The sequence below is a fragment of the Streptomyces sp. NPDC048636 genome, from assembly GCF_040650655.1.
In the GTDB taxonomy this organism is placed as follows: domain Bacteria; phylum Actinomycetota; class Actinomycetes; order Streptomycetales; family Streptomycetaceae; genus Streptomyces.
Map to the genome: position 1 here is coordinate 1 of NZ_JBEZHR010000011.1, position 25,162 is coordinate 25,162.

The 25,162-nt window shown below is 71.9% G+C and carries 25 protein-coding genes; 15 read left to right on the forward strand and 10 right to left on the reverse strand.

Going from position 1 to position 25,162, the window contains the following annotated elements; translation table 11 throughout:
* Positions 1–304 precede the first annotated feature (304 nt).
* Together AB0C66_RS26195 and AB0C66_RS26200 are read left to right on the forward strand one after the other, a co-directional pair.
* The gene (locus AB0C66_RS26195; protein WP_362443358.1) at positions 305–724 is read left to right on the forward strand and encodes a nuclear transport factor 2 family protein; all 420 of its coding nucleotides are present in this window, start codon (positions 305–307) and stop codon (positions 722–724) included.
* A 50-nt stretch (positions 725–774) separates the two neighbouring features.
* Complete coding sequence (locus AB0C66_RS26200; protein WP_362443361.1) at positions 775–1,758, forward strand: alpha/beta hydrolase; 984 nt, start codon at positions 775–777, stop codon at positions 1,756–1,758.
* 15 nt (positions 1,759–1,773) lie between these two features.
* On the opposite strand, the gene AB0C66_RS26205 is transcribed toward AB0C66_RS26200, so the two are convergent.
* On the reverse strand, positions 1,774–2,361 hold the full coding sequence (locus tag AB0C66_RS26205; RefSeq protein WP_362443364.1) for an HhH-GPD-type base excision DNA repair protein: 588 nt from the start codon (positions 2,359–2,361) through the stop codon (positions 1,774–1,776).
* Between the two features lie 160 nt (positions 2,362–2,521).
* Between AB0C66_RS26205 and AB0C66_RS26210 the strand changes: the two genes are divergently transcribed.
* A complete protein-coding gene (locus tag AB0C66_RS26210; protein WP_362443367.1) occupies positions 2,522–3,307 on the forward strand; it encodes a SigB/SigF/SigG family RNA polymerase sigma factor in 786 nt (261 codons plus the stop codon).
* Between the two features lie 98 nt (positions 3,308–3,405).
* Positions 3,406–4,074 (forward strand): dienelactone hydrolase family protein, encoded by a 669-nt coding sequence (locus AB0C66_RS26215; RefSeq protein WP_362443369.1) that lies wholly within the window; start codon positions 3,406–3,408, stop codon positions 4,072–4,074.
* Positions 4,075–4,110: 36 nt separating this feature from the next.
* Here the strand turns inward: AB0C66_RS26215 and AB0C66_RS26220 are convergent, their stop codons facing one another.
* Positions 4,111–5,178 (reverse strand): ATP-dependent DNA ligase, encoded by a 1,068-nt coding sequence (locus tag AB0C66_RS26220; RefSeq protein ID WP_362443372.1) that lies wholly within the window; start codon positions 5,176–5,178, stop codon positions 4,111–4,113.
* Between the two features lie 78 nt (positions 5,179–5,256).
* Here AB0C66_RS26220 and ligD point away from each other — a divergent pair, with 78 nt between their 5' ends.
* Together ligD and AB0C66_RS26230 are read left to right on the forward strand one after the other, a co-directional pair.
* Positions 5,257–6,267 (forward strand): non-homologous end-joining DNA ligase, encoded by a 1,011-nt coding sequence (ligD, locus tag AB0C66_RS26225; RefSeq protein ID WP_362443374.1) that lies wholly within the window; start codon positions 5,257–5,259, stop codon positions 6,265–6,267.
* 47 nt (positions 6,268–6,314) lie between these two features.
* A complete protein-coding gene (locus tag AB0C66_RS26230; protein WP_362443377.1) occupies positions 6,315–7,307 on the forward strand; it encodes a helix-turn-helix domain-containing protein in 993 nt (330 codons plus the stop codon).
* Here the strand turns inward: AB0C66_RS26230 and AB0C66_RS26235 are convergent.
* From AB0C66_RS26235 to AB0C66_RS26245, 3 genes are all read right to left on the reverse strand, one after another.
* Positions 7,271–9,391, reverse strand: a complete 2,121-nt coding sequence (locus tag AB0C66_RS26235; protein ID WP_362443379.1) for a SpoIIE family protein phosphatase — start codon at positions 9,389–9,391, stop codon at positions 7,271–7,273. The genes AB0C66_RS26230 and AB0C66_RS26235 overlap by 37 nt on opposite strands.
* 86 nt (positions 9,392–9,477) lie before the next feature.
* Positions 9,478–10,332 carry a caspase family protein gene (locus tag AB0C66_RS26240; RefSeq protein ID WP_362443381.1) on the reverse strand — a complete coding sequence of 285 codons (855 nt, stop codon included), beginning with the start codon at positions 10,330–10,332 and terminating at the stop codon, positions 9,478–9,480.
* Between the two features lie 29 nt (positions 10,333–10,361).
* Positions 10,362–12,005: an amidohydrolase family protein gene (locus AB0C66_RS26245; RefSeq protein WP_362443384.1), complete on the reverse strand. Its 1,644-nt coding sequence runs from the start codon at positions 12,003–12,005 to the stop codon at positions 10,362–10,364.
* Positions 12,006–12,155: 150 nt separating this feature from the next.
* On the opposite strand from AB0C66_RS26245, the gene AB0C66_RS26250 reads away from it, so the two are divergent.
* Positions 12,156–12,977 carry a uracil-DNA glycosylase family protein gene (locus tag AB0C66_RS26250; RefSeq protein ID WP_362443387.1) on the forward strand — a complete coding sequence of 274 codons (822 nt, stop codon included), beginning with the start codon at positions 12,156–12,158 and terminating at the stop codon, positions 12,975–12,977.
* 266 nt (positions 12,978–13,243) lie between these two features.
* Here AB0C66_RS26250 and AB0C66_RS26255 read toward each other — a convergent pair whose 3' ends face one another.
* On the reverse strand, positions 13,244–13,756 hold the full coding sequence (locus AB0C66_RS26255; RefSeq protein ID WP_362443390.1) for a hypothetical protein: 513 nt from the start codon (positions 13,754–13,756) through the stop codon (positions 13,244–13,246).
* Entirely contained in the window at positions 13,753–14,301 is a 549-nt protein-coding gene (locus AB0C66_RS26260) for an ATP-binding protein (RefSeq protein WP_362443393.1), read from the reverse strand. The genes AB0C66_RS26255 and AB0C66_RS26260 overlap by 4 nt, the downstream gene beginning before the upstream one ends.
* Positions 14,302–14,731: 430 nt before the next feature.
* Here AB0C66_RS26260 and AB0C66_RS26265 point away from each other — a divergent pair, with 430 nt between their 5' ends.
* Positions 14,732–15,547, forward strand: a complete 816-nt coding sequence (locus AB0C66_RS26265; protein ID WP_362443852.1) for an SDR family oxidoreductase — start codon at positions 14,732–14,734, stop codon at positions 15,545–15,547.
* A gap of 46 nt (positions 15,548–15,593) precedes the next feature.
* Here AB0C66_RS26265 and AB0C66_RS26270 read toward each other — a convergent pair whose 3' ends face one another.
* On the reverse strand, positions 15,594–16,997 hold the full coding sequence (locus AB0C66_RS26270; RefSeq protein ID WP_362443396.1) for a hypothetical protein: 1,404 nt from the start codon (positions 16,995–16,997) through the stop codon (positions 15,594–15,596).
* Positions 16,998–17,271: 274 nt separating this feature from the next.
* On the opposite strand from AB0C66_RS26270, the gene AB0C66_RS26275 reads away from it, so the two are divergent.
* The 5 genes from AB0C66_RS26275 to uppS all read left to right on the forward strand — a co-directional run bounded on the left by AB0C66_RS26275 (position 17,272) and on the right by uppS (position 21,010).
* Positions 17,272–18,138 (forward strand): helix-turn-helix transcriptional regulator, encoded by an 867-nt coding sequence (locus AB0C66_RS26275; RefSeq protein WP_362443399.1) that lies wholly within the window; start codon positions 17,272–17,274, stop codon positions 18,136–18,138.
* 1 nt (position 18,139) lies between these two features.
* Entirely contained in the window at positions 18,140–18,379 is a 240-nt protein-coding gene (locus tag AB0C66_RS26280) for a DUF397 domain-containing protein (protein ID WP_362443402.1), read from the forward strand.
* A gap of 195 nt (positions 18,380–18,574) precedes the next feature.
* Positions 18,575–19,168, forward strand: a complete 594-nt coding sequence (locus AB0C66_RS26285) for a hypothetical protein (RefSeq protein ID WP_362443404.1) — start codon at positions 18,575–18,577, stop codon at positions 19,166–19,168.
* Between the two features lie 63 nt (positions 19,169–19,231).
* The gene (locus tag AB0C66_RS26290; protein ID WP_362443407.1) at positions 19,232–20,044 is read left to right on the forward strand and encodes an SAM-dependent methyltransferase; all 813 of its coding nucleotides are present in this window, start codon (positions 19,232–19,234) and stop codon (positions 20,042–20,044) included.
* Positions 20,045–20,206: 162 nt separating this feature from the next.
* Entirely contained in the window at positions 20,207–21,010 is an 804-nt protein-coding gene (uppS, locus tag AB0C66_RS26295) for a polyprenyl diphosphate synthase (RefSeq protein ID WP_362443410.1), read from the forward strand.
* Positions 21,011–21,056: 46 nt separating this feature from the next.
* On the opposite strand, the gene AB0C66_RS26300 is transcribed toward uppS, so the two are convergent.
* Entirely contained in the window at positions 21,057–22,283 is a 1,227-nt protein-coding gene (locus AB0C66_RS26300; protein ID WP_362443413.1) for an acyl-CoA dehydrogenase family protein, read from the reverse strand.
* A 167-nt stretch (positions 22,284–22,450) separates the two neighbouring features.
* On the opposite strand from AB0C66_RS26300, the gene AB0C66_RS26305 reads away from it, so the two are divergent.
* Entirely contained in the window at positions 22,451–23,104 is a 654-nt protein-coding gene (locus AB0C66_RS26305; protein WP_362443416.1) for a TetR family transcriptional regulator, read from the forward strand.
* Positions 23,105–23,168: 64 nt separating this feature from the next.
* On the opposite strand, the gene def is transcribed toward AB0C66_RS26305, so the two are convergent.
* Entirely contained in the window at positions 23,169–23,717 is a 549-nt protein-coding gene (gene def / locus AB0C66_RS26310) for a peptide deformylase (RefSeq protein ID WP_362443419.1), read from the reverse strand.
* Positions 23,718–23,902: 185 nt separating this feature from the next.
* Between def and AB0C66_RS26315 the strand changes: the two genes are divergently transcribed.
* Entirely contained in the window at positions 23,903–25,141 is a 1,239-nt protein-coding gene (locus tag AB0C66_RS26315) for a MurT ligase domain-containing protein (protein WP_362443422.1), read from the forward strand.
* The last annotated feature ends 21 nt before the right edge of the window (positions 25,142–25,162 follow it).

A 25,162-nucleotide genomic window follows, 5' to 3' on the forward strand; every position in this document is an offset into this window, starting at 1 on the left:
CGGATGCGGTGCATCGCAAGGCGGAGCCTGACCCGCGTACTGGGCGTACTCGGGTCTGGCGACAACGCCGCGAGGTGCCGTAGCCGGCGTCGCGGCCTGATCCGCGAAAGATCCGAACGACACGGCCTAGCCCCGCACGTCCACCGCGCCCCGCCGCGCCCCGACCGCACGGCGGGGCGTGGTGTGCGTACCGGCATCCGGTTGCGTGAGAACCAGCATTCTCCTACGGTGGGGAGCCAATGGAGAACGTACGTTCTCGCCCCGCTTGGCCCACCCCCGCACCGCGCGTCGAGGAGAGTCCGCCATGCCCGACCAGAGGCCCCCGCTGCCGCCCTTCACCGAGGAGACCGCCCGTCAGAAGGTCCAGCTCGCCGAGGACGCGTGGAACACCAAGGACCCCGCCCGGGTCGCCCTGGCGTACACGGAGGACTCCGAGTGGCGTAACCGCGATGTGTTCCTGCGTGGCCGGAGTGAGATCGTCGAATTCCTGACCGCCAAGTGGGAGCGCGAACTCGGTTACCGGCTGCGCAAGGAGCTGTGGGCCTGGACCGGAAACCGGATCGCCGTCCGCTTCGAGTACGAGTACCACGACACCGAGGGCCGGTGGTTCCGCGCCTACGGCAACGAGAACTGGGAGTTCGACGAGAACGGCCTGATGCGCAAGCGCTACGCCAGCATCAACGACCTGCCCATCACCGCCGCGGAACGCCGCGTCGCGGAGTGACGTCAGGCGGGGCGGACTGCGGCGCTGCCACCGCCTGTCGAGGAGAAGCGATGGAGAAGCAGATGTCCCATGGCACCGTCCCGGCCCGCCCCGTACTGGAGCCCGCCGCCGCGGAGTTCGCCGAAGCCAGTGCCAAGCCGCCGTTCCTCTACCAGATGTCGCCCGCCGAGGGGCGCAGGGCGGTGGACGAGCTCCAGTCCGGTCCGGTGTCCAAACCGGAGGTGGACGAGGAGTGGATCAGCGTCACCGGGATCCCGGAGGGCAACGTCAAGGCCCGGATCCTGCGGCCGCCGGGGGTGGGCGGCACCCTGCCGGTGATCCTCTACATCCATGGCGCGGGCTGGGTGTTCGGCAACGCCCACACCCATGACCGGCTGGCCCGGGAGCTGGCCGTCCGGGTCGGTGCCGCCGTGGTCTTCCCCGAGTACGACCTCTCCCCCGAGGTTCACTACCCGGTGGCCCTGGAGCAGAACTACGCGGTCGGGCAGTGGATCGTGACCCATGGCGAGGGCGCCGGGCTGGACCCCTCGCGGATCGCGGTGGCCGGGGACTCGGTGGGCGGCAACATGTCCATCGCGCTCACCCTGCTGGCCAAGGAGCGCGGTGATCTCTCCCTGGTCCACCAGGTGCTGCTCTACCCGGTCACCGACGCCGCCTTCGACACCGGCTCCTACGAGCAGTTCGCCGACGGCTACTACCTGTCCCGCGAGGCGATGCGGTGGTTCTGGGACCAGTACACGACCGACCCGGACCAGCGCGCCGAGATCACCGCCTCCCCGCTGCGCGCCGACACCTCCCAACTCGCCGGGCTGCCCCCGGCCCTGGTGATCACCGGCGAGGCGGACGTACTGCGGGACGAGGGCGAGGCGTACGCGGCCAAGCTGCGGGAGGCCGGGGTCCCGGTCGCCGCCGTACGGATGCAGGGCATCATCCACGACTTCCTCATGCTCGACGCGCTCCGCGACACCGAGGCCGCGCGCACCGCCCTCACGCTGGCCGTGGACACCCTCCGCGGCGCGCTGCACACCGGGTGATCCGCCGCCGGGGACTCACTTCCCGGCCGCCCGCTTGGCCTGCCGCTTGAGCTCCTGCTTATGGGCGCGGACCTTGTCCAGCGACTCGGGGCCGGTGATGTCGGCCACCGAGCGGTACGAGCCGTCCTCGCCATAGGCACCGGCGGCTTCCTGCCATCCCTCGGGCCCCGCCCCCACCCGCTTGCCCAGGAGCGCCATGAAGATCTGGGCCTTCTGCTTGCCGTAACCGGGCAGGTCGTTCAGGCGTCGGAGCAGCTCTGCGGCGCTGTCCACATCGCGCCACACCGCCTCCGCGTCACCGTCGTAGTGCTCGACCAGGTACTGGCACAGCTGCTGGACGCGCTTGGCCATCGACCCGGGATAGCGGTGCACGGCGGGCTTCTGCGAGAGCAGCTCCACGAACCGCTCGGGGTCGCAGGCGGCGATCTCCCGTGCGTCCAGATCGTCCGCGCCCATGCGCCGCGCGATGGTGTACGGACCGGAGAACGCCCACTCCATGGGGACCTGCTGGTCGAGCAGCATCCCGGTCATCAGGGCCAGCGGGCTGCGCCCGAGGAGGGCGTCGGCCTCGGGCTGCTGGGCGAGGCGAAGGGTCGCGTCCATCCCCGCTGTGTACCCGGCGCCACGGCCCCGAATCCCGGGTCGGCCACATTCCCCCCAAAAGCGCATAAACATGTACCAATATGGCCGAATTGCGAGGACTTAAGGATCATGCGACTGTGGTGGAGACCGCCGTGACATCGGACCACGGAGGCGAGTGACCATGTCAGCAACCGCGACTCGCCGACGGCGCCATGACGACACTCCCGACACCGGCGGTGCCTTCCAGCGTCTGTCCCGACTGCCCCCCGGACCCGAGCGCGACGCCGTGCGCGAGGCCATCATCTGCGCCTGGCTGCCCGTCGCGAAACGGCTGGCGCTGCGCTTCCGCAACAAGGGCGAGAACATGGAGGACCTCACCCAGGTGGCCTCGCTGGCCCTGGTGAAGGCCGTCGACCGCTACGACCCGGACCTCGGGCACGCGTTCCCGTCCTATGCGATCCCGGTCATCACCGGGGAGCTGAAGCGGCACTTCCGCGACTATCTGTGGACGCTGCACATCCCGCGCAACATCCAGGAGGTGCGCTCCCGCACCCGGTCCGCACGCGACGCGCTGGAACAGGAGTTGGGCGGCCGCACCCCCACGGTCACCGAGATCTGTCTGCGTACCGGGATGCCGCAGGAGGATGTGAAGGCCGGGCTCGAGGCCAGCGCCTCCTGCACCCCGCTGTCCCTGAACGCCGCGGTGCAGGGCGCCGAGGAGCGGCTGCTCGCCGAGACGGTGGGCGCGGACGACGCCGCCATCGAACGCGTCGTCAACCGGGAGGCGCTGCGGGTACTGATCTCGCATCTCTCCGAACAGGACCGCTATGTGCTGTACCTGCGGTTCTTCGCCGGGCTCTCGCAGAGCCAGATCGGCGAGATCCTCGGCTTCTCGCAGATGCACATATCCCGCAGGCTCTCCCGGCTCTACAGCGAACTGCGCCAGGGGCTCATGGCCTGCGCCTGACCGGCACCGCGGAGTACCGCCGCCACCTTACGGTCCCGAAAGCCCCGACCGCCCCGACAGCCTCGACGAGAGTCCCGACCCCCCGGCAGGAGGTGCCGATGCGCTCCGAGACCGCCCGTATCGCCGTGGACGACGCCGTGCTGGTGGGAGATCTGGTGGTACCCGAACACCCCGTCGGTGTGGTGGCCTTCGCACACGGCAGCGGCAGCTCCCGGCACAGTCCGCGCAATCGCGCGGTGGCCCAGGTGCTCCAGCGGGCGGACCTCGCGACCCTGCTGTTCGATCTGCTCACCGAGGCCGAGGAGCGGGTGGACGCGATCACCGCCGAACACCGCTTCGACATCCCGCTGCTGGGGCGGCGGCTGGTGGGGTCGGTGGACTGGCTCGCCGGGCATCCGGCCACCAGCGGGCTGCCCGTCGGTCTGTTCGGCGCGAGCACCGGCGCCGCGGCGGCGCTGACGGCCGCGGCGGAGCGGCCGGACCGGGTACGGGCCGTCGTCTCGCGCGGCGGCCGCCCGGATCTCGCGGGCGGGGTGCTGAACCGGGTGAGCGCTCCGGTGCTGCTGGTGGTGGGCGGTGACGACCATGAGGTGCTGCGGCTGAACGAACAGGCCGCCGCCATGCTCGCCGCTCCGCACGAGGTCCATGTGGTGCCCGGTGCGACCCATCTGTTCGAGGAGCCCGGAACCCTGGAGCAGGCGGCCGAGGCGGCGCGTGACTGGTTCACGCGGATGGCCCGCCGTCCGGCCCGCGGCGCCCGGCGCTGACCGGCGTCCGGCGCCGACCGCGGCTCCGCACCACGCTCAGGGGTGGGTGCCCAGCACCTGCCGCAGATCGTAGGAGACCGGCTCCTCCAACTGGGCGTAGGTGCAGTCGTCCGGGTCGCGGTCGGGGCGCCAGCGGCGGAACCGGGCGGTGTGCCGGAAGCGGTCGCCCTGCATATGGTCGTAGGCCACCTCGCAGACCCGCTCGGGGCGCAGCGGCATCCAGGACAGGTCCTTGACCCCGGTCCAGCGGCTGGGCGCGCCCGGCATCCGGGCCTGGGCATGCGCCTCCTCGCGGGCCCAGTCCGCCCAGGGGTGGCCCTCGACCGTGGGCATGAGCAGCGGCTCCAGTTCGGTCATCAGCTCCTGACGGCGGCGCATGGGGAAGGCGGCGCACACCCCGACGTGCTGGAGACGGCCGGTGGCGTCGTGCAGACCGAGCAGCAGCGAGCCGACGACCGGGCCGGACTTGTGGTGGCGCAGTCCGGCGACGACGCAGTCGGCGGTGCGCTCGTGCTTGATCTTGATCATGACGCGTTCGCCCGGCCGGTAGCCGAGGTCGAAGGGTTTGGCGACAACTCCGTCCAGCCCCGCGCCCTCGTACTGCTCGAACCACTGCCGGGCCAGCTGCTGGTCGTCGGTCCAGGGGGCGGTGAAGACCGGATCGCCGGCGTCGCGCAGCGCCTCGGTCAGCGCGTCCCGGCGCTCGCGCAGCGGGGTGTCCATCAGCGAGGCGTCGCCGAGGGCGAGGAGGTCGAAGGCGACGAAGCTCGCCGGAGTGGTGCCGGCCAGCATCCTGACCCGGGAGTCGGCGGGGTGGATGCGCTCCAGCAGGGCGTCGAAGTCCAGCCGTCCCCCGCGCACGATGACGATCTCGCCGTCCAGTACACAGCGCGGCGGCAGCTGGGCGAGCAGTGCCTCGGCCACTTCGGGGAAGTAGCGGGTGAGCGGTTTGCCGGTACGGCTGCCGATCTCCAGCTCGTCGCCGTCACGGAAGACGATGGCCCGGAAGCCGTCCCACTTGGCCTCGTAGCGCATCCCGGCGGGGATGGCGGCCGCGGACTTGGCCAGCATCGGCGCGACGGGGGGCATCACCGGAAGGTCCATGGTGTCCGATTGTGCGTCCGCCGCGGTCCGCGCGCCCGCCGGGAGGTGACCTTGGGCGGCCGGGCCTAGCGTGACGGTATGGGAGAGACGGTGGAGCTCACGGTCGGTGAGCGTACGGTGCGGCTGTCCAACCCCGGGAAGGTGTATTTCCCCGGGCGCGGCTACACCAAGCTGGACCTCGCCCGCTACTACCTCGCGGTCGGCGACGGGGTGCTGCGGGCGCTGCGGAACCGGCCGACGACGATGGAGCGCTACCCGGACGGCGTAGACGGGGAGTCGTTCTTCCAGAAGCGGGCCCCCAAGAACCTTCCCGACTGGATCCCCACCGGCCGGATCTCCTTCCCCAGCGGGCGGCACGCGGACGAGATCTGCCCGACCGAGGTGGCGGCGGTGGTGTGGGCGGCGAACCTCGGCTGTCTGACGTTCCATCCGTGGCCGGTACGGCGCGAGGACACCGACCACCCCGACGAGCTGCGGATCGACCTCGATCCCCAGCCGGGCACCGACTACCGGGACGCGGTGCGCGCGGCGGAACAGCTGCGCGAGGTGCTGGACGGGCTGGGGCTGCGCGGCTGGCCCAAGACCTCGGGCGGACGCGGGCTGCATGTCTTCGTGCCGATCGAGCCGCGCTGGACCTTCGCCCAGGTGCGGCGGTCCGCGATCGCCGTCGCGCGGGAGCTGGAGCGGCGGGCGCCGGACCGGATCACCACCGCCTGGTGGAAGGAGGAGCGCGGCCGCAAGATCTTCGTGGACTACAACCAGACCGCCCGCGACCGCACCATCGCCAGCGCCTATTCGGTGCGCCCCCGGCCGGACGCCCCGGTCTCCGCGCCGCTGCGCTGGGAGGAGGTGCCCGACGCCCGGCCGCAGGACTTCGATCTGGCGACCATGCCGGTGCGCTTCCGCGAACTGGGAGATGTGCACGCCGATATGGACGAGCACGCCTTCCGCCTGGAGAGCGCGCTGGACCTGGCCGACCGGGACGAACGGGAGCACGGGCTGGGCGATCTGCCCTATCCGCCGGAGCATCCCAAGGTGAAGGGCGAGCCCAAGCGGGTGCAGCCGAGCCGGGCCAGGAGCGAGGACTGAACCGCCGAGGCCATGGCCCGATCGTGGTGCTGTGAAAGAATCGCGCCATGCCGGCGTTCACCCACACCGATCGCCACCGGGTCGCGGTGCTGGTCCGGCACGGGCTGCTGCCGTTCGAGCTGGGCATGGTGCACCGGCTGTTCGGCCGGGCGGTGTCCGGAGCGGGCGAGCCGCTGTACGAGGTGGTGACCTGCGCCCTGGCCCCCGGCGAGGTCCGTACCGACTCCGACGTCACGATGAACGTCCGCCATGGGCCCGGCGCGCTGGCCGAGGCCGACACCGTGATCGTCCCGGCCGCCAACGAGAAGGACCCACCGCAGACCGAGGGGCGGCTCGGTGCCGAGCTCGGCGCCGCCTTCGCGCGGATCCGCCCCGGCACCCGGATCGCCTCGATCTGTACCGGCGCCTTCGTGCTGGCGGCCGCCGGACTGCTCGACGGCCGCCGGGCGACCACCCACTGGCAGGCGGCCGGGCACTTCCGCGAGCTGTTCCCCGCCGTCGCGCTGGACCCGGACGTCCTCTACGCCGACGAGGGCCCGGTGCTCACCTCGGCCGGGGACGCCTCCGGTATCGATCTGATCCTCCATATGATCCGGTGCGACCACGGAGCGGCGGTGGCGGGCGAGGTCGCCCGCGGCGCGGTGGTGGCCCCGCACCGGGACGGCGGCCAGGCCCAGTTCATCCGGCGGCCGGTCCCCGAGCGGCACGGCTCGTCCACCGGCACGGCCCGCGCCTGGGCCCTGACCCGGCTGGACCGGCCGGTGAGCCTGCGGGAGCTGGCCGAGCGGGAGTCGATGAGCGTACGGACCTTCTCCCGGCGGTTCCGCGACGAGGTCGGGATGACCCCGGTGCAGTGGCTGACGCGGGCCCGGCTGGAGCGTGCCCGGCAGCTTCTGGAGGAGACCGATCTGCCGGTGGACCGGATCGCGGCGGAGGCGGGGTTCGGCACGGCCGCGTCGCTGCGCCAGCATCTGCACACCGCGCTCGGTGTCTCCCCCAGCGCCTACCGGTCCACGTTCCGCGGCAGCACACCACCCTGACCGCCGACTTCGGGCCACGACGGCGCGCGCAGCCGGGCCAGCAGCAGCGCCACATCGTCGTCGGGGGCACCGTGCAGCGCGGCCAGCACCTGGTCGCAGATCCGCTCCAATGAACCATGGTGCCGGCGCAACAGCTGGACCAGGGTGTGCAGTCCCACGTCCAGCGACTGATGGCGCTTCTCCACCAGGCCGTCGGTGAACAGGGCCAGCAGCGCGCCCTCGGCCAGTTCGCAGTCGACCGCGGCGAACGGCACCCCGCCCACGCCCAATGGCGCTCCGGTCGGGATGTCGATCAGCTCGGCGTCACCGCCGGGGTGCACCAGGACCGGGGGAAGATGGCCCGCGGTGGACAGCTCGCACCGGCCGGTGCGCGGATCGCAGACCGCGTAGAGGCAGGTGGCGATGGACTCGCCAAGGCTGAGGGTGATCTCGTCGAGATGGCGCAGCAGGTCCACCGGGTCCAGGTCGAGCTGGGAGAAGGCCCGGGTGGCGGTGCGGAGTTGGCCCATGATGGCCGCGGCGTGGATGCCCTTGCCCATGACGTCGCCGACCACCAGGCCGACCCGGCCGCCCCGGAGGGGAAGGACGTCGAACCAGTCGCCGCCCGCGGCGCTCACGGCGGGCAGATAGCGTGAGGCGATCTCCAGTCCGTCCTGGTCCCGGGGCTGCTGGGACAGCAGACTGCGCTGGAGGGTGAGCGCGGCGTCGCGCTCCCGCCCGTAGAGCCGGGCGTTGTCGATGCAGAGCGCGGCGCGGATGGCCAGTTCGCAGGCGAGGGTGAGGTCCTGTTCGTCGAACGGCCGGGGGTTGACCGTACGGTGCAGGCTGAGGGTGCCCAGCACACTGCCGCGGGCGATCAGCGGGGCCGCGAGATAGGAGTGCACGCCCTCCTTGTGGAGGACCGCGGCGGCGGCCTCGTCCCGTGCGATACGGCGGACGTCCTGCTCGGTGACGTGCGGTACGAAGATCGGCTGCGCGTCGCGCACACATTTGGTGATCAGGCGGGTGGGGTCGTAGCGGGCGATCTCCCCGACCGGGTCGGCCGCGTGCACCGCCTCGGTGGGATAGCCCGCGGCCACGGCGAGCGCCCGGAAGCGGGCCGAGCCGTCGGTGCGCACCCGGGCCATGGCCTCGCGGTGCACCACGGCGTCCAGCACATCGACGGCCGCCAGGTCGGCGAGCCGGGGCACGGTGACATCGGCCAGCTCCTGGGCGGTCTGCCGCAGGTCCAGGGTGGTGCCGATACGGACCCCGGCGTCGGCGATGACGGCCAGCCGCTCCCGCGCCTCGGCGACCTCACTGGCCGCCCGGTGGCGCTTGGAGACGTCGATGACCGATACGGCGACGCCCAGGATGCGGCCGCTGGGGTCCTCCAGTCGGTAGTAGGACTGCGACCAGGCGTGGTCATGGTCGGGGTCGGCGGGGGTGCGGCCGACGCTCTGCTGGTCCAGCAGCGGTTCGCCGGACTCCAGGACGTGCCGCATCGCGGTCTCCATGGCCACCGCGTCCAGCCCCGGGAGCACCTCGGCGACCCGGCGGCCGCGCACCTCGCCCTCGGTCAGCCCGTTCATCTGCTGGAGGGACGGATTGGCGCGCACCCAGCGCAGCTGGGTGTCGAAGACCGCGGTGCCCACGGGCGACTGTTTGATGAGGAAACCGGAGACGGCGAGATCGGTCTCCAGCCGCCGTACGGTCTTCTCGTCGGCGGCGAGCCCCAGGGCGTAGACATCGCCGTCCATATCGCGCAGGCCCATGGTGCGGAACTCGACCTGGAGGGTACGGCCGTCCTGGTGGCGCACCGGGAAGACGCCCGCCCAGGTGTCGCCCGCCCGTACCCGCGCGAAGAGCTCCACGGCCGAACTGCGGTCGTCGGGGTGGACCAGCAGCCGGTCCGCGCGGCAGCCCAGCGCGTCGGCGGCCCGGTATCCGAACAACTGTTCCGCCTCGGGGCTCCACAGCACGATGAGGCCGTCGCCGTCCAGGACCACGGCGGCGACCTGCAACAGGTCGAGCACCCCTCCCGGGGCGGCGGTCAGGCCGCTCATGCCCGCCTCGCCGCCCTGGTCAAGACGGTCATGCGTCATACCGGCACCTCACCGGCTCGTGTGCGCTTCTTCTGTCATACCTCGCCGGGCGGTCCCCCGCACACCAGTCGGACGCGCCCGCGTCATCAGATGGTGAACGGACGCTGCCGGGCGAAGGCCGGATCGGGCGCCCCGGCCAGGAACAGATGGGGGGTCTGGTCCGGGGGCATCCGCTTCACGATCTCCCGGTGCAGCCCCCGGTAGCTGCCCGCGAAGGCGCCGCCGCGCCAGACCTCCAGCAGGGTGCCGGTGAACAGGCCGTTGACGATGCCGTCGGCGGAGGTCTGGTTGTCCTGGCAGCCGGAGATCTCCAGCACGCTGGCCTCGATCCTGGCGAGGTCCTTGGCGGTACGGGCCTTCTGGATCCGGTCGTACATCTCGCGGTCGCGCCGGTAGACCGTGGACTGCACCGTCTGGGGCATCGCCCTGATCTTGCGGCCGACCTCGTCGGGGTCCTCGGTGTTGAAACGGCGGTCCAGTTCGCGGGGGCTGAGGATCTCCGGCAGTTTGCGGGCCACGGTGCCGCTGTGGCAGCTGTCGGAGAGCATCCAGATCCGCACCCCCCTGGCGAACTTGCCGAACAGCTCGAAGATTTCGTCGTCGACCAGCTGCCGGTCGTACAGCACCCAGGTCTCGTCCAGCCGGTCCCCGGTCTCGTCATGGTTGAGGTCGGGGACCTGGCCGCCGTGGCCCGAGTAGGTGAGGAACAGGACGTCACCGCCGGCCAGCCGGCCGGCCGCGGCCTCCAGGGCGGAGGTGACCGCCTCGGAGGTGGCGGCGGAGGTCATCAGCGGGTGGGTGACGTCGAAGCCCGCGCTGTCGGCGATCCCGGCCATGTCCGCGGCGTCCTGCTCACACGCGTTCAGCTCACCGCTCCAGCCGTCGTAGGCCGCGGGATCGACCTGGTTGAGTCCGATGTGGAGGGAGAGGCCGAGTGCCATGGGGGGCTCCTGGGTGGGTGTCGGGGCGGTCAGGTCAGCAGATCGGACAGTGCGGCGGCGTAGTCCGGGGGCAGATTGGGTTCGGCGGCCAGGCTCGCCAGGAATCCGGGGTCGCCTCCGGCCGTCAGACCGTCCAGGGCCAGAGCGGTGAGGGCGGCCGGACGGGCGTCGAGCGGGGCGATCTCGGGGCCGCTGGGGCCGGGCCGGGCCCGCCGCGCCGCCGCGGGCGGTGCCAGCCGGGGGCGCAGCTCGGTGCCGTTCGGTTCGATCTCGTCCAGGGCCAGCCGCCACCGCGGCCCCTCGTCCGCCCCGGGCGGGGCCCGTCGCGCGGCCCGTTCGGCGTGGCTGGGCAGATCGGTGAGGGCACGGCTGAGCCGCTCGGCGGCCTCGGTGAGGGTGAGACCGCCGACGACCGGATCGGCGGCGCTCTGGTGGAGCCGGACGCTGCGCCGGGCGGGCGCCCCGTCGGGGAGCGGCTCCAGTTCGGCCGGGTCGGGGGTGAGCTTCCGCATCAGGGCGGTGGTGCCGTAGCGGGGGGTGCCGTCGACGGCGACGAGGACGATGTCCCGGTCCCGGGCGTCGATCAGCGCGGTGTACGGATCGCCGTCGTCCCCGGCGACCGTGATCAGATCGGCGCGCGTACCGGGCCGCAGCGAGCCCAGGGTCCGCTCCCAGCGGAGGATGGCGGCGGCGTCGCGGGTGGCCATGGCGACCAGGTCGCGGTCGCTGAACACCCCGCCCGCGGCGGCGGAGGCCAGCCGGGCCGCCTTCAGCTCGCCCAGCAGCCCCTTGCTGCCGGAGACCGACCAGTCCGAGCCGAGCCCGATGAGCATGCCGGTGCGGCGGGCGGCGGCGATGTCCGCGGTGCGGCCGTAGAGCAGCAGATTGGACAGCGGTGACCACACCATGGAGCCGCCGTGCCCGGCGAAAACCGTGAAGTCCTCGGCGGTGAGCGCGGTGCAGTGGATGCCGACGAGGTTGTCGGTGATCGCCCACCGGCCGCGCTCGAACTCCAGGGCCCGGAAGTGGCCGCGCGCCTCGTCGTCGACGCCCTCGGCCAGATGCAGCAGCAGCCGGTGCGGCTGCTGGAGCCGGGTGAGGAACCGGCTGGCGTCGGACGCCTCGACATCGGCGATCCGGGAGGCGGCCTCGGGCAGCGCGGGATCGTCGGTGGCCTCGACATTGCGGACGATGCCGCGGTACATCCGGCGGGAGCCGGTGTTGCTGAACAGCGCGATGCCCTGGCTGGTGGTGGTGCCGTTGACCAGTGCCTTGGCCTCGACGTAGCGCACCACGGCGGGCATCAGCGCGGGGTCCTCGCCGAGCACCGTCATCGGCCCGGTGACCAGGGTGCGGTAGGCCGGATTGACCCGGCCGCCCCAGTCGGAGCGGTTGCCGTAGCGCTCGGGGATCCGCCACAGCGGGAGCACGTCGTAGGGCAGATGGTTGTGCAGCTCGATCAGACCGGGGTAGACGGTGCCGCCGGTGCGGACGACCGGGGTGTCCTCATGGCCCGGGGGCCGGGGCGCCCCGGCGGGCAGCACCGCGTCGACGAGGCCCCGTCCGATGTAGAGCACACCGTCGTCGAGCACGGTGTCATGCGGGTCCATGGTGACGATCCGGCCCCGCAGCGCGAAGCGCGGCTCGTCCTCGGCGTGCTCCGGAGGCGGCATGGCTGGTCCCTTCACCTCGCTACCGGACCGGCGGCCGTCCACGGGCGACTGCCACCCCACTAAGCGATGATGATGTGACTTATCCCGCTATGCCCTGTTCTCCGGCCCCATCCGGAGGAGAGACCGGAAGCCCCCACGGAGGAGTCCGCGGTGCATGACTTCGATCCCGGGTACGCCCATGAGCCCTACGCCACCCTGGTCCGCTCCCACCCCGGCCCCGATGTCTATCCCCCGGCGGACTTCCGGGTGGAGTGGGGGCCGGTCTTCCACCGGGGACGGCTCGACGGAAGCGCCCGGATCCTGGTCATCGGACAGGACCCGGCCGCGCACGAAGCGGTCACCCGGCGGATCCTGGTGGGCACCGCGGGCCGCCGCGTCCAGGGCTTCCTGGCCAAACTGGGCATCGACACCGGCTATGTCATGGTCAATACATTCCTCTACAGCGTGTACGGCCAGGGCGGTGGCACCGCCCACGCCCATGACCCCGCCATCGCCGACTACCGCCACGCCTGGCTGGACGCGCTGATGGAGCACAACCCGGTGGAGGCCGTCATCGCCTTCGGCGGCCTGGCCGACGGCGCGTTCCGCACCTGGCACGCGACCCCGACGGGCCGCCGCTACCGGGGCGCCTACCAGCACATGCTGCATCCCACGTATCCCGAGAGCGCGTCCTCCTCCGGCAGCACTCCCCTGGCCACCGCGATGGCGAAGCTGCTCGCCGACTGGAACACCGCCCTGGAGGCGCTGCACGGCGCGATCGTCCGCCCCGACCACGAACGGCCGCTGGCCCGGTACGGCGGTACCGGCTTCGCCCCGGCCGATCTCGCGGCCATCCCCGAGGGCGATCTGCCCGCCGGACTGCCCCCGTGGATGCGCTCAGCGGAGCCCTGGGCCCGGCGGGAGGGCGCCACCCCCGAGGAGAAGCGGGCCACGCTCGTGGTGGAGATCCCGGAGGGCCTGCGCCCCTTCTGAGCCGCCCCCGGGCCCGGCCCGGTCTTCGTCAGCCGGACGCGGGAGGGCCGGTCAGGGCGCGCACCGGCCACGCGGCAGTGGCGTCATTCGGCGCGCGTCCGGAAACGACCCGTACGACATGATCCAGCGGCGCAACCCACCCACGAGGCCGCCCCCGGCGACCGGTCACCCGCACCCACACCGCGCGGTCGGGCCATGGCCGGGCGTCGGGGTGCGGCACCGGACGGGATCGGTGGCACCCGTCGAACCGGTCCGCGCGGTACGCACTAGCGGAACAGCGCGCCCGCGAGACGCTCGACGGGCGCGTCGCCGGCTTCTTCCAGCGCGGCGCGGAGGGTGTGACTGTCGGTCAGTCCGCCGCCGGGGCGGATCAGCCACACATGGCCCTGCCGTACGCAGCCGGGCCGGGGGCAGCGCAGGGTCCGGCCGGGTCCGGCCGCGGCCACCGAGCGGCGGCGGGCGTACGGCGTACCGGTCAGCCATGCCTTCCACTCGGCCGCGGAGCCCGGCGGTACGAGGAACGACAGCACATGGCTGGCGGTGGCCAGCATCACCGGACCGGTGGCCGCGTCCCGCCGCTGGAGGGCCTGGACCACCGCGGTGCCGATGTCGTCGGCCATCCTGACCAGGTCGAAGAGCGAGCCCACCGGGAGGTCGGCGAGACCGCTGCCGCTGGCCCACTCGAGCCGCACCCGTCCCGGATCCTCACTGGCGGACAGCAGCCAGTCGGCGGCGTCGCCCTCCACGGGCAGCCAGGTCCGCCGCGCCTCCGCCCTCATGACAGGCTCTCGACGGGCTCGACCGGCAGCGTGAACCACACCCGCTTGCCCACACTCCCGGGGTCGGGCGGCTCGGTGCCCCAGTCGCTGGCCAGTCCGTCCACGATGGCCAGCCCCCGGCCGGACTCGGCGGTCGGCGCCGCCTCATGGAACCGGGGGACGACGGGTGAGCCGTCGGCCACCTCGACCCGTAGCTCATGGCCGCGGCCCTCGAGGGAGACGGTGATGGAGACGGTGTCGGCGGGGCCGGAGCTGCCGTGCTCCACGGCGTTGGCGAACAGCTCGTTGGTGGCGAGGACGGCACAGTCCACCAGCGCGTCGAGCCGCCATTCACGCAGATGCCCGGTGACCATACGGCGTACCGCGGAGGCGCGGTCCGCCAACGCGGGGAATTCGGCGCGGAAGAGGCGGCAGGTGTCCACGGAGATCATGGGGCTCCCGCCTCGTCGGCAGGGGACGCCGTGCTGTCCGGGCCCGCCGCTCGACTCGGCGCGGGGGCGGCTCGCGGGCGGTGCGAGCGCGGTGGTCGTGGACGGTGTGGACATGATCCATTCACCTCCCTCATCGGCCGGCGCCGGCCGCTTCGGCGGCCCTGGAAAGGATCGGCTCACGGTGTCGGCCCTCACGGTCCTCTTCGGTCTGTCGGCTCTGATGGCATACGTGCACATGACGTGGTTGACGAACTGGCGAGCGGGTAAGCGCATTCTGGCGACCGACCACGCCGCATCCGTGCTGGTGACGGGTGGGGGACGCGCCCAGCCCGACCCGCCTGGACCGGCTGCCAGAGACGGAGAGGGCCCGGTCGCGGTGAGTGCCGGATACCGGCATGGTTCCTCCTTCGAAGGCAGCGCACAGCGTCGACGGCCGCCGTTCATGTAGACAAACGGTTGGACCGACCGGTGGGCGAGAGGGCATGGGGGTTGTCCGGTTGTACGGGCGTAGTGGTTCGGGCTGTACGGTCCCGACGTGGCACGTATGAGTGGGAACCGGAGCGGGCACTTCCGCCCAGCGGGCCGGTCCGGTATGGAGGGCAAGCGGGTGCTGGTCACCGGCGGCACCCGGGGGCTGGGCGAACAGATCGTACGGCTGCTGGCCGCGGACGGCGCGAGGGTGGCCACCTGTGCGCGGACCGCGGATGACCTGCGGGGACTCGCCGTGTCACTGGCCGCGGGAGGATACGGTCCGCTGTTCACCCGCGCCCTGGACATCACCGAGCCGGACCGGCTGGAGGAGTTCGTCCTCGCTGCGGCGGAACGTTTCAGCGGATTGGACGGCGTGGTGGCCTGCGCGGGCGGCGCACGGGGCCGCGGGCTGGAGGAGGCCGACGCCCGGGACTGGACCCTGACCTGGGAGATGAACGTCGGTCACACCGCGCGGCTGGTGAAGGCCGCGGTACCGCATCTGCGGCGGGCGGGCGGCGGCTCGGTGGTGGTGATCGCCTCCATCTCCGGATGGAAGCCGGGGCCGCAGGCCCAGTACGGAGCCGCCAAGGCGGCCCAGATCCATCTGGCGGGCTCGCTCGCCCGCGAACTGGGGCCGGACGGGATCCGGGTCAACGCGGTCTCACCGGGGTCGATGCTCATCCCCGGGAAGCGCTGGGACCGGATGCGCGCCGAGGACCCCGAGGCGTTCGCCCGGTTCGCGGCGGAGTTCCCGCACGGCGAGCTGGTGGCGCCGCAAGAGGTCGCCCGAGTCGTCGCATTCCTGCTCTCGGATGCCTCGAGCGGTATCTCCGGCGCGCACCTGCCCGTCGACCGCGCCCAGAACGCCCCTACGCCGGGGGGCTACTAGCGGCCACCCGGCGCTCCCCCGAAGGGGCGTTACTGGGCGCCACCGGTCAGGCGGCGGCGCCGAGTACGGTCCGCGACCGCCGCTCGAACTCCCTGACCAGAGGCTCCTTCTGGCGCGGCCGCAGCCGCGCCCGGAAGTCGCGAAGCGCCTGGATCGAGCGCTCGCTGTGCACCCCGCCGAGGGTGTCCAGCGCCTCGTTCGCGGTCCCGATCGCCTCGTCCAGCCGGTTCTGCTGGAGGTAGGCGGTCGCCAGGACGGACCGGCTGATGGCCTGGCGGCGGCGGCGGTCGGCGTTGGCGCGCACCGACTCGGACGCCGCGTGCTCGGCCTCCGCGGAGTTGCCCAGATCGCGGAAGCACAGCGCCGCCTCGGCCGCCAGATAGTGGTGGTCGAGGAAGCGCACCCACGGCGACTCCTGCTCGGCGCCGCGGCTCGCCTCGAGCTGGGCGTCGGCCGCGCGCAGCGACTTGGACGCCTCCCGCGGCTGGTCGAGGGCGGCATGGCCACGGGCGGCCATCGCGTGCAGCCGCATCAGCCCCAGCGGACTGCCCGCGTGCTTCGCGGTGGCCACCCCCACCCGGGCCAGCTCGACCCCCGCCTCGGGCTGGCCCAGATTGGTGGACAGATGCGAGAGCCCGGCGAGGATCTGACCGCCGAGCACCCGGTCACCGCCTTCGGCGCACAACCTCAGCGCCTGTGTCATATAGCGCTGGGCCAGGCCGTATTCGGCGTTGTCATAGCTGCTCCAGCCGGCCATGGCGGCCAGTTTGGCGGCCGCCGTGAACAGCTGGCGCCGTTCGTGCGGGGGCGCGCCGCGCTGCTGGAGCATGGGCACGACCTCGGTCGACAGATAGAGCACGATGCTGGCGCGGACCTGGCCGCCGCCGAAGCGGTTGTCCATCTCGTCGAACATGCTGATGGCCGCGTGGACCTGCTCGACGCGTCCGCCGTCGGCCACTGCGGCCAGACGGGCGGAGTCCTGGTTCTCGACCAGCCACAGCAGCCATTCGCGCTGTGGGGTCACCAGCGCGCCGGCGACGAAGGGCACCGCGCCCAGCAGGCTGCGGCGGGAGATATCGGTGGAGCCGAGTTCGGCGAGCGTGTGCAAGGTCTCTGCTACGTCCTCCCGGTAGGCCAGCGCCCTGGCGACCACCGGGCGCTGTCGGTCGGCGATGAAGCCGAGCTCGGCGGGGCCCACGGGCCTGCCGAGCCGGTGGGAGAGCACGGCGGCGATCAGGTCAGGGGTGCTGCCGCGGGGCTGTCCGCCCTGGAGCCAGCGGGTGACGGACGCCTTGTCGTAGTTCGACTCGCGTCCCTGCTTACGGCCCAGTTCATTGACCCGGTGGGCCAACGAGGCGTAGGAGCAGCCGGATTCCTTGAGGGCGGCGGCCAACGCGCCGTTCGCGGCGGCGCTCTGGCGACCACCCGTGGGCTGGGCGTCGTGCGTCACCGTGACCGTCCCGAGCTCGGGCCACGGCGATCTGCGGGATTCCCGCGGGGCGCCGACCGGACGGCCGGGCACCTCAACGGCGTTTCGGGCAGGGGTGGTTGAGAGCCCTCGCCATGGAGGGTGAGATCGGTCACGTGCTCACTATGGGTGGTGGCACACTCACCCCGCAACCATCGTTCTGATAATTTCAAAACGAAGCGCTCGTGCTGTATATGTCGCCACGCTCGCGTGGCACACTGTGCGGGCATATGACGGCCACTTCGGGAGGCGGGACGTGAGCGAGGCACGGCCGACCGGAGCCGCTCCCACCGTATTGCGCAGAGTGCTGGGCAAGCGCCTGCGTCAACTACGCGAACGGGCCAAGGTGTCGTTCGAGGAGGCCGCCAAGGCCATCGAGGTCACCCCGCTGACGGTGCGCCGGATGGAGAAGGCGGAGGTCGGCCTCAAGATCCCGTACGTCAAGGAACTGCTGCGCAACTACGGTGTCCGGGGTCCGGAGATCGAGGACTTCCTCGCCCTCGCCCGGGAGGCCAACCGGCCCGGCTGGTGGCATCAGTTCCGGGATGTCCTGCCCGACTGGTTCAGTGCGTATGTCAGCCTCGAGAGCGAGGCGACCGTCATCCGCGCATATGAGCCGCACTACGTCCCGGGGCTGCTCCAGACCGAGGACTACGCTCGAGCGGTATTGCGCACCGGCTTCCCCAACGACACGGAGGAGGAGCTGGACCGCCGGATCGCCCTGCGGGTGCAGCGGCAGAGCCTGCTCACCAAACCGGACGCGCCGACCATATGGGCCATCCTCGACGAGACGGTGCTGCGGCGCCCGGTCGGCGGCCACCAGGTGATGCGCGAGCAGATCGGCCATCTGATCGACACACTGGACCGGCCCAGGGTCCGGCTCCAGGTCATGCGGTTCGCGGCGGGACCGCACCCCGGGGCCTTCGGCCCCTTCCACTACTTCCGCTTCGGCTTCTCCGAACTCCCGGACGTGGTCTACACCGAGAGCCTCACCGGCGCGGTGTACCTGGACCAGCCGGCCGAGGTGGTCGCCCATCTGGAGGTCCTGGACCGGATGGCCGTCCAGGCCGAACCCATCGCCGACACCAGTGCCGTCCTGGCCGAACTGCTTAAGGAGTTCTGAGATGACCGACCCCGTCTACAGCGGTATGCCGGCCACCGAGCTGGGTACGGAGGGCTGGCAGAAGCCCTGGAGCGGAACCAACGGCGGCACGTGCATCGAGGCCAAGCGGCTCCCCGACGGCCGGGTCGCGCTGCGCCAGTCCGCCGATCCCACCGGGCCCGCGCTGGTATACAGCCGCTCCGAGGTCATCTCCTTCCTGGAGGCGGCGAAGGCGGGCGAAGCCGACTTCCTCGTCGCCTAGGTCCCGTCCTGCCGCCATATCGGCACGCGTTCGCCACGGCCGCTCCCGGGAAACCACTACGCCCGCACAACCGAACAACCCCGCAGCTCACTCCCACCCCTGGCGTTACGCCACGCACACTGGAGGGGCCGTGGCGGGCGGCAGTGTCGTCCCCCTGAACCGAGTGCGGGACGTACGGGACGACGGGACGACAGGATGAACCTTCACCAGCTGGCCGCGGAGCGCCGCACGCTTGTCGTCGAGTGCTGCGACGGGGTCGTCAGAGACCGGCTGCTGAGCTCGCTCGCCGAGCACCACGGATACACCGTCGGCCGTGCGCCCCGCGAGCTGCCGCACCTCGACCCGGTCCGGCCCTACCGCGAGATCCTCCAGCAGGGCGGGGCGCTCGTGGTCGACGCCCATCTGGTCGGCGAGCTGGTCTACGGACCGCTACGGCGCGGCCATTCCCGGGTCAGCTGGATCCAGGCGTTCGACTTCGCCGACGCGCTGGCCGAGCGCCATGGCGCCTTCGTCCATGTCCGGGCGCCGGTCGCGGTGCTCGAGGACCGGATGGCCGCCCGTGGCGGCCCGGCGGCGGACCTCCCGGAGATCGCCGCCGCGGTGACCGCCTTCGAAAGCGCTTTCCGCACTCTCGCCCAGCACGCCCCGGTGGTCACGGTCGACGAGAATCCGCTGACCGGCCCCGGCGGCGGACCGTCCGATCTCGCCGTCGCGCTGCCGGTGAGCTCACTGGCCCGGCGGCTGCCGCGGATCCGCTCCCCCGTCTCCCTCTTCGCGCAACCCCGCTGAACTTCCGCACCACGGCGTTACGTTGGTGCCCGCACAGGCAGTCGTACGGCAGGAGAACCCTTCATGGCAGACACCTCGTCCACCCCAGACCGGCAGGCCTTAACGAAGATTGACACCTCCGTGCCGCATTCGGCCCGGATCTGGAACTACTGGATGGGCGGCAAGGACAACTACGAGGTCGACCGGGAGGCCGGGGACCAGTACCGCGAGCTCGCCCCGAATATCGAGGTCATGGCGCGCGCCTCACGCGCCTATCTGATCCGCACCGTCAACCATGTGGCGGGTGAGTGCGGGGTCCGCCAGTTCCTGGACATCGGCACCGGGCTGCCCACCTACGACAACACCCACCAGGTCGCCCAGCGGGTGGCGCCCGAGGCCCGCATCGTCTACGTGGACAACGACCCGCTGGTGCTCCGCCATGCCCAGGCCCTGCTGACCAGCACCCCCGAGGGGGTGACCGACTACATCGACGCCGATCTGCACGACCCGGACCGGATCCTCGAGGCCGCGGCCAAGACCCTGGACTTCGAGAAGCCCATCGCCCTGATGCTGATGGGCATCCTGGGCCACATCCAGGACTTCGAGGAGGCGGTGTCGATCACCCGGCGGCTCCAGGACGCCCTGCCCTCCGGCAGCTACTTCGTGCACTACGACAGCACCGACACCGACCAGGCGCTCAAAGAGGCCCAGCAGGGCTACGACGACACCGGCGCGGTCCCCTATGTGCTGCGCAGCTATGACCAGATCACCCGTCTCTACGAAGGGCTGGAGGTGATCGAACCGGGTATCGTGTCCTGTCCGCTGTGGCGGCCCGGTCCCACCGAGACCGCCATCGAGACCACCGACGTCCACGGCGGTGTGGCGCGCAAGCCCTGACGCCTGAACCGGCGCCCACTGCCCCGACTGGCGGTAGCCATTACGAATGGTTCGGCCGGTGGGCAGGTAACCCCCGCCCCCGCCGCCTCGTCAGACACAGCGCCGGAATGGCCGAGGGCGAGGGGCGGAGGACACGGGGTGTTCGGGGTCGGAGTCTGGAGAGTGCCCTCCGTCAAGCGCTTGCTGCGCGGGGCGGAGCTGCCGTCCGGTGCGGCGCCCGCCGTGGTACGGCAGCGCCGCGGCCCGCGGGACGAGGAGGACGACCGGGACCGGCCCCGGCACGTGGGGATCATCATGGACGGCAACGGGCGCTGGGCGGCCGCCCGCGGGCTGTCCCGCACCCGCGGTCACGAGGCCGGGATCCGGGCCCTCCCCCGCGTGGTGGACACCGCGCTGGAGGAGGGCGTCGAGCATCTGTCGCTGTTCTTCTTCTCCACCGAGAACTGGAACCGGCCGCGCGGCGAGGTGGCCGCCCTGATGCGGCTGACCGCCCAGCTCGCCGATGTCTTCCGCGGTTACGGCGAGCGCGGGGTACGGCTGCGCTGGCTCGGCTCGGAGGCGCGGCTGCCCCCGTCCACCCTCGCCGCCCTGCGCCGCGCGGAGGCCGAGACCCGTGACAACCGCGCCATGACGCTGGCGTTCTGCTTCAACCACGGTGGCCGGGAGGAGATCGCCCGGACCGCGACCGCGCTGGCCCGCGCCTCGGCGGACGGTGCGCTGGACCCCGGGCTGATCGACGAGGCCCTGTTCACCCGTCATCTGCCGCACGCCGATCTGCCGGACCTGGACATGCTGGTGCGTACCTCGGGGGAACAGCGCATCTCCAACTTCATGCTCTGGCGGGCGGCTTACGCCGAGCTGTTCTTCGTGGACACGCTGTGGCCCGACTTCACCGCCGAGGAACTGCGCACGCTGCTGGACGCGTTCGCGACCCGCAAGCGGCGGTTCGGCGCGGGCGCGGGGTGACCCGCCCCTGGGGCTCGGGACGGGCCACCGTTCCAGCGGGGCGGACTCAGCGAATCGGCATCCCCGACAGGGTGCGCGCGATCACCAACCGCTGGATCTCACTGGTGCCTTCGAAGATCGTGTAGATCGCGGCGTCGCGGTGCATCCGCTCGACCGGGTACTCGCGGGTGTAGCCGTTGCCCCCGAGGATCTGCACCGCCTGGGCGGTGACCTTCTTGGCGGTCTCACTGGCGAACAGCTTGGACATCGAGCCCTCGGCCGATTCGAAGGGCTTGCCGGCCACCGCCATCCAGGACGCGCGCCACACCAGCAGCCGTGCGGCGTCGATCCGTGTGCGCATATCGGAGAGCTGGAAGGCCACGCCCTGGTTGTCGATGATGGGGCGGCCGAACTGCTGCCGGGTCTTGGCGTAGTCGAGGGCCACCTCGTACGCGGCGCGGGCGGTGCCCACCGCCATCGCGCCGACGGCCGGGCGGGACGCCTCGAAGGTGGCCATCGCGGCGTTCTTCAGCCGCTCACCGCCCTCCTTGACGCTCTCCCGGGCACGCGCGAGGCGTTCGTCCAGCTTCTCCTTGCCGCCGAGCAGACAGTGGCCGGGGACGCGGACGCCGTCCAGGACCACCTCGGCGGTGTGCGAGGCGCGGATGCCGTGCTTCTTGAACTTCTGGCCCTGGGAGAGTCCGGGGGTGCCCGGCGGGATGATGAACGACGCATGGCCCTTGGAGCCGAGTTCGGGGTCGACCACCGCGACCACCACATGGACGTTGGCGATACCGCCGTTGGTGGCCCAGGTCTTGGTGCCGTTGATGACCCACTCGTCCTTGGCCCCGTCGTAGACGGCACGGGTGCGCATGGACGCCACATCGGAGCCCGCGTCGGGCTCGGAGGAGCAGAAGGCGGCGACCTTGACGTCGTTCGCGTCGCCGTACATCTGCGGGACCCAGGTACCGATCTGCTCATCGGTGCCGTTGGCGAGGACACCGACGGCGGCCAGACCGGTGCCGACGATGGACAGCGCGATGCCCGCGTCGCCCCAGAACAGCTCCTCCGTGGCCATGGGGATACCGAGACCGGTGGGGTCGAAGTACTGCTGGGAGTAGAAATCCAGCGAGTACAGCCCTATCTTGGCGGCCTCCTGGATAATCGGCCAGGGAGTCTCCTCGCGCTCGTCCCACTCCGCCGCGGCCGGGCGCATCACCTCCGCGGCGAACCCGTGAATCCAGTCCCGTACTGCCTTCTGCTCGTCGTCGAGTTCGAACGAGAACTCCGCCATGGCCCCTCCACCTGCTTATTACCTGCGGTAACAAGAGTGTGTTACTCACGAGTAGACGATGTCAACTCCCCTGACCGCCCGCGCCGCGCACACCACACGGGTGTTACGTTGCGCAGAGCACAGACGGTCTGGACCTGTGCGGACGCAGGGGGCGGGGAGGAAGCGCGATGGAGACCGGGACCAGTCAGCGGGAAGACCAGCGGCAAGCGGCCGAGCGGCGGCGCAGGGAACTCCTCGAGGCCGCCGACCGCGTGGTGCTCCGTGACGGCCCCGAAGCGTCGATGAACGCCATCGCCGCCGAGGCGGGCATCACCAAGCCCATCCTCTACCGCCACTTCGGCGACAAGGGTGGGCTCTACCGGGCGCTCGCCAAGCGCCACACCGACGCGCTGCTGTCCTCACTGCGGGCCGCGCTGGACGCCCCCGCCCCCGACCGGCGGCAGCGGGTGGAGGCCACCCTCGACACCTATCTGGCCGCGATCGAGACCCGTCCGCAGGTGTACCGCTTCCTGATGCACCCCGCCGACCACGGCCAGCAGCAGGAGCAGGGCTTCGACGTCGGCCACCACTCCGCACCGCTGCTGCGCCGCCTCGGCGAGGAGCTGGCGCAGGTGATCGCCGAGCGGGTCGAGCTGGGCCCCGGTGGCGAGGAGCAGGCGCGGGTCTGGGGTCATGGGATCGTCGGCATGATGCACGCCGCCGGTGACTGGTGGCTGCGCGAACGCCCGTGCACGCGCGAGCAGTTGGTGAGCCATCTCGCCGAGCTGATGTGGGGACGGCTGGCGGTGGCGGACGACCGCGTCGGCGGCCCCACGTTCTGAGCGCCGCAGCCCCTACGCCGCCCGGGACGGCGACGGCCGCGGACCGTCGGAGAGGTGCGCCGCGTCATACCTCGTCGCGGGCCCAGGGCGCCCGCCGGGCCGCGCGCAGCGCCCGGCGCCGCCGCAGCCCCGCCAGCCGGTCGGTGAAGAGCTGTCCCTCCAGGTGGTCACACTCGTGCTGGAGACAGCGCGCGAAGAAGCCGGTGCCCTCGATCCGCACCGGCCGCCCGGTCACGCTCACCCCCTCCACCACCGCGCGGTCATGGCGCGGGGTACCGGCCTCGATGCCCGGCAGCGACAGACAGCCCTCCGGGCCGCGCACCACCACCCCGTCGGACTCCACCAGCCGGGGATTGACCACATGGCCCAGATGGCGGCGGTCCTCGTCGTCCGGGCAGTCGTAGACGAAGACCCGGCGGGCGACCCCGATCTGGTTGGCGGCGAGACCGACCCCGTGCGCCGCGTACATGGTGGCGTACATGTCCTCCACCAGCCGGGCGAGCTCCGCGCCGAACTCGGTGACCTCCGCGCAGGGCGCGCCGAGCACCGGATCGCCGAACAGTCGCATCGGCCGTACCGCTCCACCGCTGCCGGGGATCACGCCGTTTCGCATGGGAGCCAAGCGTACGGGCCACCCGGTTGGCGCTTGTGGAGGTCACGGAATTCGGGCCAGCGGCCGGATCTCGATAGGCTGATCCCCGACCGTGGCCTCCCGGCTGGAGATTCGGCTCGGAGGGGGCGTACCACCGGTGCTCGGGGGGCAGAAGCGGCGCCGGTATGCGAGGAGGATCTAGGACGATGGCAGGCAACTCGGATCCGCTGTCGCCGCGGGCCAAACTGGCCGTGACAGCGGGCAAGGCCGCGGCGGCGGTGTCGCGGGCTGCGGGCCGCGGCAGCGGATCGGTGATCGGCGGCAAGGTGGCCCTGCGGCTCGACCCCGACCTGCTGGGCAGGCTGGCACAGCACCTGGACGTGATCCTGGTGTCGGCGACCAACGGCAAGACCACGACCACCCGGCTGATCGCCGAGGCGCTGCGGGCGGCCGGACCGGTCGTCTCGAACGCGCTGGGCGCCAATATGCCGGCCGGTATCACCTCAGCCCTGGCGGGCGGCTCGGACGCCCGCTACGGGGTCATCGAGGTCGACGAGAAGTACCTCGCCGGGGTGGCCCGGGACACCGAGCCGAAGGCCATCGCCCTGCTCAACCTCTCGCGTGACCAGCTCGACCGCGCCGCCGAGACGCGGATGCTCGCGGAGAAGTGGCGGGAGGGGCTGGCGGGCACCAAGGCCGTGGTGATCGCCAACGCCGACGATCCGCTGATCGTCTGGGCCGCCTCCTCCAGCGCCAATGTGGTGTGGGTCGCGGCGGGCCAGGAGTGGAAGGACGACGCCTGGTCCTGCCCGTCCTGCGGTGGGGTGCTCCAGCGCCCCGGCGACGAGTGGGTCTGCGCCGAGTGCGGTTTCCGCCGTCCGACGCCCAGCTGGGCGCTGAACGGCGACTACGTCCTCGACCCGCACGGCGCCGCCTGGCCGATCCACCTCCAGCTGCCCGGCCGCGCCAACAAGGCCAACGCCGCCACCTCCGCGGCGGTCGCGGCCACGTTCGGGGTGCCGCCGCAGGTCGCGCTGGAGCGGATGTACCAGGTCCAGGCGGTCGCCGGACGGTATGACGTGGTCACCTTCCAGGAGCGCCAGATGCGGCTGCTGCTGGCGAAGAACCCGGCCGGCTGGCTGGAGACCTTCTCCCTGATCGACCCGCCGCCGACCCCGGTGATCCTCTCGGTGAACGCGCGCGGCGCGGACGGCACCGACACCTCCTGGCTGTGGGACGTCGACTACACCCGTCTCGCCGGGCACCCGATCTGTGTGATCGGTGACCGCAAGCTGGACCTGGCGGTCCGGCTGGAGGTCGCCGGGCTGGACTTCCGGGTCTGCGCCGATGTGGACGAGGCGGTGCGGATCGCGCCCCCGGGCCGGATCGAGACGATCGCCAACTACACCGCCTTCCAGGACCTGCGCCGCCGCGTCGGCAACTGACCCCGTACGAGAGGCACAAGA

Bases quoted from the DNA above. Each gene is read 5' to 3' on its own strand.
- AB0C66_RS26290 (WP_362443407.1), top strand. From the start codon at position 19,232: ATGGCAGACACCTCGTCCACCCCAGACCGGCAGGCCTTAACGAAGATT.
- AB0C66_RS26205 (WP_362443364.1), bottom strand. From the start codon at position 2,361: ATGGACGCGACCCTTCGCCTCGCCCAGCAGCCCGAGGCCGACGCCCTC.
- AB0C66_RS26300 (WP_362443413.1), bottom strand. From the start codon at position 22,283: ATGGCGGAGTTCTCGTTCGAACTCGACGACGAGCAGAAGGCAGTACGG.
- ligD (WP_362443374.1), top strand. From the start codon at position 5,257: ATGGGAGAGACGGTGGAGCTCACGGTCGGTGAGCGTACGGTGCGGCTG.
- AB0C66_RS26280 (WP_362443402.1), top strand. From the start codon at position 18,140: ATGACCGACCCCGTCTACAGCGGTATGCCGGCCACCGAGCTGGGTACG.
- AB0C66_RS26200 (WP_362443361.1), top strand. From the start codon at position 775: ATGGAGAAGCAGATGTCCCATGGCACCGTCCCGGCCCGCCCCGTACTG.
- AB0C66_RS26265 (WP_362443852.1), top strand. From the start codon at position 14,732: ATGAGTGGGAACCGGAGCGGGCACTTCCGCCCAGCGGGCCGGTCCGGT.
- AB0C66_RS26305 (WP_362443416.1), top strand. From the start codon at position 22,451: ATGGAGACCGGGACCAGTCAGCGGGAAGACCAGCGGCAAGCGGCCGAG.
- AB0C66_RS26285 (WP_362443404.1), top strand. From the start codon at position 18,575: ATGAACCTTCACCAGCTGGCCGCGGAGCGCCGCACGCTTGTCGTCGAG.
- AB0C66_RS26195 (WP_362443358.1), top strand. From the start codon at position 305: ATGCCCGACCAGAGGCCCCCGCTGCCGCCCTTCACCGAGGAGACCGCC.
- AB0C66_RS26260 (WP_362443393.1), bottom strand. From the start codon at position 14,301: ATGTCCACACCGTCCACGACCACCGCGCTCGCACCGCCCGCGAGCCGC.
- AB0C66_RS26210 (WP_362443367.1), top strand. From the start codon at position 2,522: ATGTCAGCAACCGCGACTCGCCGACGGCGCCATGACGACACTCCCGAC.
- AB0C66_RS26315 (WP_362443422.1), top strand. From the start codon at position 23,903: ATGGCAGGCAACTCGGATCCGCTGTCGCCGCGGGCCAAACTGGCCGTG.
- AB0C66_RS26240 (WP_362443381.1), bottom strand. From the start codon at position 10,332: ATGGCACTCGGCCTCTCCCTCCACATCGGACTCAACCAGGTCGATCCC.
- def (WP_362443419.1), bottom strand. From the start codon at position 23,717: ATGCGAAACGGCGTGATCCCCGGCAGCGGTGGAGCGGTACGGCCGATG.
- AB0C66_RS26245 (WP_362443384.1), bottom strand. From the start codon at position 12,005: ATGCCGCCTCCGGAGCACGCCGAGGACGAGCCGCGCTTCGCGCTGCGG.
- AB0C66_RS26235 (WP_362443379.1), bottom strand. From the start codon at position 9,391: ATGACGCATGACCGTCTTGACCAGGGCGGCGAGGCGGGCATGAGCGGC.
- AB0C66_RS26255 (WP_362443390.1), bottom strand. From the start codon at position 13,756: ATGAGGGCGGAGGCGCGGCGGACCTGGCTGCCCGTGGAGGGCGACGCC.
- AB0C66_RS26215 (WP_362443369.1), top strand. From the start codon at position 3,406: ATGCGCTCCGAGACCGCCCGTATCGCCGTGGACGACGCCGTGCTGGTG.
- AB0C66_RS26220 (WP_362443372.1), bottom strand. From the start codon at position 5,178: ATGGACCTTCCGGTGATGCCCCCCGTCGCGCCGATGCTGGCCAAGTCC.
- AB0C66_RS26230 (WP_362443377.1), top strand. From the start codon at position 6,315: ATGCCGGCGTTCACCCACACCGATCGCCACCGGGTCGCGGTGCTGGTC.